Source organism: Hydrogenophaga sp., from assembly GCF_028698005.1.
In the GTDB taxonomy this organism is placed as follows: Bacteria; Pseudomonadota; Gammaproteobacteria; order Burkholderiales; family Burkholderiaceae_C; genus Hydrogenophaga.
Map to the genome: position 1 here is coordinate 1 of NZ_JAQVEJ010000173.1, position 5,950 is coordinate 5,950.

Sequence of the window (5,950 nt, forward strand, 5' to 3'; positions counted from 1 at the left end):
CGCCGTGAACACCGGGCGCGCCCATTCGAGCGTGAGCGCCTCGGTGTGCAGCTGCCCGCGCGCCAGCACGTACACCACCGCCGCGCCCAGCGTCAGCGGCACCGCATAGCGCGGCGCCATGCGCCGCCCGAGCAGGTAGGCCAGCAGCATGACCAGCACCAGCGGCAGTGCCGTCTGCGCCGCGGCAAAGGCCTGCAGCCCGAAGCGCGCCAGCACCCCGGCCAGCAGCGCCGAGGCGATGGCCATCGGGATGCGGTTCATGATGCGCTCGAACCAGCCGGTCGCACCCGAGAGGATGATCAGCACCGCGCAGGCCATGAAGGCCCCCACCGCCTCGCCCATGCCGAAGCCCCCCGCCAGCCCGGCCGTCGCCAGCACCGCGGCGCCGGGCGTGCTCCAGGCCACCATCACCGGCTGGCGCAGGATCAGCGAGGGGATGGCCGTGCACAGGCCCATGCCCAGGCCCAGCGCCCACATCCACGACGTGATCTGGGCCGGTGTCGCGCCGAAGGCCTGCGCGGCCTGGAACACGATGGCCACCGAGCTGGTGAAACCCACGAGCACGGCCACGAAGCCCGCCGTGGCGGCAGGCAGGTTCACGTCACGGAAAAAAGACATCCCGCGATTGTGCCGCCAAGGCCGCGGACACTGCCGCGGGCGGCCTTATTCGTAAACCTCGGCGTCGGGATCGGTCGCCTCGAGTTCGTAGGCGGCCGCCAGCATCGCCAGGCGGCCGATCACGCCGTACATGTAGAAGCGGTTGGGCGCGCTGGCGCCCGGTTTGGCGCCCGGCTGCGGCAGGATGGCGCTCTGCTCGAAGGCCAGCGGCACGAAGCCGGCACCGGGCAGGTTGAGGTTCTCGTCGGTGCCACGCTGCGCGTGCACGCGGTAAAAGCCCCCGACCACGTAGCGATCCATCATGTAGACCACCGGCTCGGCCACGGCGGCGTTGATGCGCTCGTTCGTCAGCACCCCTTCCTGGATGATCACCTCGGACACCGGCTGCCCGGCCTGCACGGTGCTCATGCGCTCGCGCACCGCCGGGCTCATGGCGTCGATGTCCTTGGCGTCGCGCACGGTGAGCACGCCCAGGCCGCCGGTACCGTGGTCGGCCTTGACCACCACGAAGGGTTTTTCGTTGATGCCGTATTCCTTGTACTTGCGGCGGATTTTGCCCAGCAGCGCGTCAACGTGGCTGCGCAGGCCCTCCAGGCCTTGCGCCTCGCTGAAATCGACCTGCCCGCAGCGGGTGAACAGGGGGTTGATCAGCCAGGGGTCCATGCCCAGCAGCTTGCCGAAGCGCTTGGCCACCTCTTCGTAGGCCTTGAAGTGGTTGCTCTTGCGCCGGATGCCCCAGCCAGCATGCAGGGGCGGCAACAGGTACTGCTCGTGCAGGTCCTCGAGAATGCCCGGTGCACCCGCGCTCAGGTCGGTGTTGAGCACGATGGTGCAGGGATCGAAGTGCTTGAGGCCCAGGCGGCGCCGGCTGCGCACCAGCGGCTCCAGGGTGATGGAGCCACCACCGGGCAGATCAAAGGTGCGCGGGCTCTTGATCGCGGGCGAGAGCGAACCCAGGCGCACATTCAGGCCGGCCTGGAAGAAGATGCGCTGCAACTGCGCCAGATTGTCGAGGTAGAACGGGTCGGTGTTGTTGTCAGGCACCAGCAACAGGTGCTTGGCTTCGGGGCAGATCTTCTCGATCGCGGCCATGGCCGCCTGCACCGCCAGCGGCATCATGTCGGGCGAGAGCAGGTTCCAGCGCGACGGGAACAGGTTGGTGTCCACCGGTGCCAGCTTGAAGCCCGCGTTGCGCACGTCCACCGAGGTGTAGAACGGCGGCGTGTGCTCCATCCACTCCAGCCGGAACCAGCGCTCGATGACCGGCGTGGACTCCAGGATGCGCTGTTCCAGTTCATTGATGGGCCCGGTCAGGGCCGTGACGAGGTGGGGCACCATGTCAGCCTCGCACCTCACCCTCGCCCAGCACGATGTACTTGAGCGAGGTCAGACCCTCCACCCCCACCGGGCCGCGGGCGTGGAATTTGTCGGTGCTGATGCCGATTTCGGCGCCCAGCCCGTACTCGAAGCCATCGGCAAAGCGCGTGCTCGCATTGACCATCACGCTGGCCGAATCGACCTCGCGCAGGAAACGCTGGGCATGCACGTGGTCGGTGGTCAGGATGGCGTCGGTGTGGTGGCTGGAATAGCGGTTGATGTGGGCAATCGCCTCGTCCACGCCATCCACGATCTTGACGCTGACGACGGGCGCCAGGTACTCCTCGCTCCAGTCCTGCTCGGTCGCCGCGACCACCTTCGCGCCAGGCACGCCGGCCAGCAGCGCCTGTGCCTCGGGACAGCCGCGCATCTCCACACCCTTGGCGGCATAGACGGCGCCGATCCGTGACAGGAAGTCGGCCGCCACGCCACGCGCCACCAGCAGGCTCTCGGTGGCGTTGCAGGGACTGTATTTCTGCGTCTTGGCGTTGTCCGCCACCTTGACGGCCATCGCGATGTCGCAGGGGTCGTCGACATAGGTGTGGCAGTTGCCATCCAGGTGCTTGATCACCGGCACCTTGGCCTCGCGGCTGATGCGCTCGATCAGCCCCCGGCCGCCGCGCGGAATGATCACGTCCACATACTGCGGCATGGTGATGAGCTGGCCGACCGCCTCGCGGTCGGTGGTCGGCACCAGTTGCACCGCATCGGCCGGCAGGCCGGACTCGAGCAGCGCCCGCTGCACCAGCGCCGCCAGGGCACGGTTGGAATCGATGGCCTCGGAGCCACCGCGCAGGATGCAGGCGTTGCCACTCTTGATGGACAGGCTGGCCGCCTCGATCGTCACATTGGGACGGCTTTCGTAGATCATGCCGAACACGCCGATGGGCACCCGCATCTGGCCGACACGAATGCCGCTGGGCATCTGCTTCATGCCACTGAGCTCACCGATGATGTCGGGCATCGCCGCCAACTGCTCGCAACCCTGGGCGCAGGTCTCGATGACCTTGGGCGTCAGCCTGAGCCGGTCGACCATGGGCTCGGACAGGCCGCTGGCACGGGCCCGCTCCAGATCCTTGGCGTTCTCGGCCTGCAGCGGCGCCACCTGCTCGCGCAGCAACATGGCCAGCCGGCGCAGCGCCCCCCCCTTGGTGGCAGCCCCGGCCCTGGCCATCAGCGCCGAGGCCGCCTTGGCCTGCTGGCCCAGGGTGTTCATGAGTTCGAGGGTATGGGTGGCGTTCATGATGGGGATTTTCTCACCTTCCCCGGGGTGTCGGTCAGCGCAGGGGGATCGGCACGGTCCGGTCCACCGCCACCACCGCCACCGAGTTCTGCGGCGAGCCCTCGATCAGGCGGTCGGAATACGTGAGGTACACCAGCGAGTGCCGCTGCGGATCCACCATGCGCACGATGCGCAGGCGCTTGAAGACCAGGCTGGTGCGTTCGCTGAAGATCTCCTCCTGCAGACGAATCGGCCTGGCGATGGCAATGGGGCCGACCTGGCGGCAGGCGATGGACGCCTCGGACCGATCCTCGGCCAGCCCGAAGGCACCCTTGAGCCCGCCGGTCTTGGCGCGCGAAATGTAACAAGTCACCCCCTCGACACCCGGGTCGTCGTACGCTTCGACCACGATCTTGTGGTCGGGGCCGATGAACTTGAACACCGTGTCGACCGAGCCGATTTCCTCGGCGGCCAGCGGAGCGGCGACGAACAGGAGCGGGAGCAGCCAGGAGCGGAACGGATGGTGCATGGGCAGGCGGGCAAAGACGGAAACGAAAGCCACCGGCCATCCCTCCGCCAGGGAGGACGGCATGGCGGCACAAGGCGCCCCTTTATTGTCGCCCGCCGCCGGCCAGGGTCTGCGCCACGCGCATGGCCAGCTGCTGCAGGGCCTGCCACGGATCGGTCGGCCAGCCATCGGCCTTCAGACCCTTGACGATGCCATCCACGGTGTGCGCATCGTCCAGCCACTTGCCCAGGGTGGCCGCCCCCAGCAGCGGCAGCGCACGCTCCATGAGCTTTTCGCGCACGCCCCAGACGCGGCTGGCGCGCAGCGCCATCGGCAGCGGACTGCCCGCATCCAGCGCCAGGCGCACGCGGTGCAGCGTGCGGATGTCTTCGGCCAGCGCCCAGTGCACCAGCACCGGCGCCTCGCCCTCGGCCTGCAGACCGTCGAGCATGCGCTGCGCGCGCCGTACCTGACCGGCCAGCACCGCCTCGGCCAGCTTGAATGGCGTGTAACGCGCCACGTTGAGGACCGCGCCCTCGACCTGCTCGAACGACAGTTCACCCGCCGGGTACAGCAGCGCCAGCTTCTGGATCTCCTGATGCGCGGCCAGCAGGTTGCCTTCCACCCGGTCGGCAAAAAACTGGAGTGAACGCTGGCCGGCCTCGCCAGGTGCCACGTGCTGCCCCTGTGCCTGCAGGCGCTGGGCGATCCAGCCCGGCAGGGCCGGGCGCTCCACCGTCTCGATCTTGACCGTCACCCCGCGGGCGTCGAGCGCACCAAACCAGGCCCCTTTCAGGGTCATGCCATCAAGCCTGGGCAGCACAATCAGCGTCAGCACGCTGTCATTGCCCTCGGCCGACTCGGCCAGTTGCTGCAGGGCCTGGGAGCCGTCCTTGCCCGGCTTGCCCCCGGGGATGCGGACCTCGACGATCTGCCGATCGGCAAACAGGCTCATTGAACCGCCGCTGGCCAGCACGGCACCCCAGTCGGCATGCGCGCCCGCCATGGTGTGCACGGTCCGCTCGGTGTAGCCTTGCGCCCGGGCCGCCTGGCGGATGGCGTCGCAGGCCTCCTGCACCAGCAGGGCTTCGTCGCCATGCACCGTGTAAAGGCTGCGCAGGCCTTTTTGCAGGTGCGCGGCCAGTTGCGCCGCCGCGACCTGCATCAGATGGCTTTGACGGACGCCAGGCGACGCATGACCTGCTGGGTCACATCGCCCTGCATGTCATTGAACGTCGCGTATTCCTCGGCCGTCTTGGCCAGCACGGCCGTTTCGGAGAAGGAAATGTCGCGCTCGAGCAGGATTTCGTCTTCCTCCAGCAGCACGCGCCCGGCCGCGTTCTCGAGCCGGAAGCGGAAACGGTAGCGCAGCTCCAGCTCGCGCACCTGGCCGTTGGCCAGTTGCCCCACCACCACACGCTCGCGCTGGTCGGCCATGATGGTCAGCACCACCTGCGCCGCCGCCGTATCCGTGGGTGCCCGGGCAGCCGTCACCACCTGCACGCCGGCCGCCGGCAGCTCCCGCAGCAGGGCCCGCGCCACCGGCGAACCCGTGCTGCCGGCCAAGCGCAGCGACGTGAAGGCGAAGCTGGGCGCCTGGCGCAGCGCAAACCCACAACCGGCCAGGGCCCCCGTGCCCAGGGCAACGGCCATGCCGGCGCCGGCGCGCAACCACTGGCGCCGGGAAGAGGAGTATTCGCGTGAAAGTGCCATGAGAGCGCCTGTGCAGAAGTAGGGAACCCGGCTTTTTATACCACCACGTTGACCAGCCGGCCCGGCACCACCACCACCTTCTTCGGCGTGGCGCCATGGGCCTGTTTCTGGAACGCCTCGCTGGCCAGCGCCGCCGCCTCGATGGCCGCCTTGTCGGCGCCGGCGGGCACCGTCACGCTGCCGCGCAGCTTGCCGTTGATCTGCAGCACCAGCTCGATCTCGTCGCGCTGCAGCGCCGCCTCGTCCACCTTCGGCCAGGGCGCGTCGAGCAGTTCGCCATACTGCGCGGCATAACCGAGCGAGGTCCACAGCACGTGGGTCACGTGCGGCGTGGCCGGGTACAGCGCGCGCAGCAGGATGCCGAAGCCCTCGGCCAGCGCGGCCTGGTCGGCCTCGCTACCGGCCTCGGCCTTGAAGTCCTCCAGCGCGTTGAGCATCTTCATCGCGCCCGAGACCACCGTGTTGTACTGCATGCGCTGGTAGTCGTAGTCCACCTGCCTGAGCACCGTGTG

General features: G+C 68.6%; 7 protein-coding genes. All 7 read right to left on the bottom strand.

Going from position 1 to position 5,950, the window contains the following annotated elements; all coding sequences use genetic code 11:
- The coding region (locus PHQ87_RS13800) for a benzoate/H(+) symporter BenE family transporter (RefSeq protein WP_300235484.1) at positions 1-618 on the bottom strand (618 nt) is incomplete at its 3' end.
- Positions 619-663: 45 nt separating this feature from the next.
- Positions 664-1,956 (bottom strand): glutamate--cysteine ligase, encoded by a 1,293-nt coding sequence (gene gshA / locus PHQ87_RS13805; protein WP_300235487.1) that lies wholly within the window; start codon positions 1,954-1,956, stop codon positions 664-666.
- Between the two features lies 1 nt (position 1,957).
- Positions 1,958-3,238, bottom strand: coding sequence for a glutamate-5-semialdehyde dehydrogenase (locus PHQ87_RS13810; protein ID WP_300235489.1), 1,281 nt, complete (start codon positions 3,236-3,238; stop codon positions 1,958-1,960).
- 34 nt (positions 3,239-3,272) lie between these two features.
- Complete coding sequence (locus tag PHQ87_RS13815) at positions 3,273-3,746, bottom strand: CreA family protein (RefSeq protein ID WP_300235500.1); 474 nt, start codon at positions 3,744-3,746, stop codon at positions 3,273-3,275.
- Positions 3,747-3,828: 82 nt separating this feature from the next.
- Positions 3,829-4,890 (bottom strand): DNA polymerase III subunit delta, encoded by a 1,062-nt coding sequence (gene holA, locus PHQ87_RS13820; protein WP_300235492.1) that lies wholly within the window; start codon positions 4,888-4,890, stop codon positions 3,829-3,831.
- Positions 4,890-5,438 carry an LPS assembly lipoprotein LptE gene (lptE, locus tag PHQ87_RS13825; protein ID WP_300235495.1) on the bottom strand — a complete coding sequence of 183 codons (549 nt, stop codon included), beginning with the start codon at positions 5,436-5,438 and terminating at the stop codon, positions 4,890-4,892. The genes holA and lptE overlap by 1 nt, the downstream gene beginning before the upstream one ends.
- A 35-nt stretch (positions 5,439-5,473) precedes the next feature.
- Positions 5,474-5,950: class I tRNA ligase family protein (locus PHQ87_RS13830; protein ID WP_300235498.1), on the bottom strand; the 477-nt coding region annotated here is incomplete at its 5' end.

Excerpts from the sequence above, each read along its gene's own strand:
- gshA (WP_300235487.1), bottom strand. The coding sequence starts at position 1,956 with ATGGTGCCCCACCTCGTCACGGCCCTGACCGGGCCCATCAATGAACTG.
- PHQ87_RS13810 (WP_300235489.1), bottom strand. The coding sequence starts at position 3,238 with ATGAACGCCACCCATACCCTCGAACTCATGAACACCCTGGGCCAGCAG.
- PHQ87_RS13815 (WP_300235500.1), bottom strand. The coding sequence starts at position 3,746 with ATGCACCATCCGTTCCGCTCCTGGCTGCTCCCGCTCCTGTTCGTCGCC.
- holA (WP_300235492.1), bottom strand. The coding sequence starts at position 4,890 with ATGCAGGTCGCGGCGGCGCAACTGGCCGCGCACCTGCAAAAAGGCCTG.
- lptE (WP_300235495.1), bottom strand. The coding sequence starts at position 5,438 with ATGGCACTTTCACGCGAATACTCCTCTTCCCGGCGCCAGTGGTTGCGC.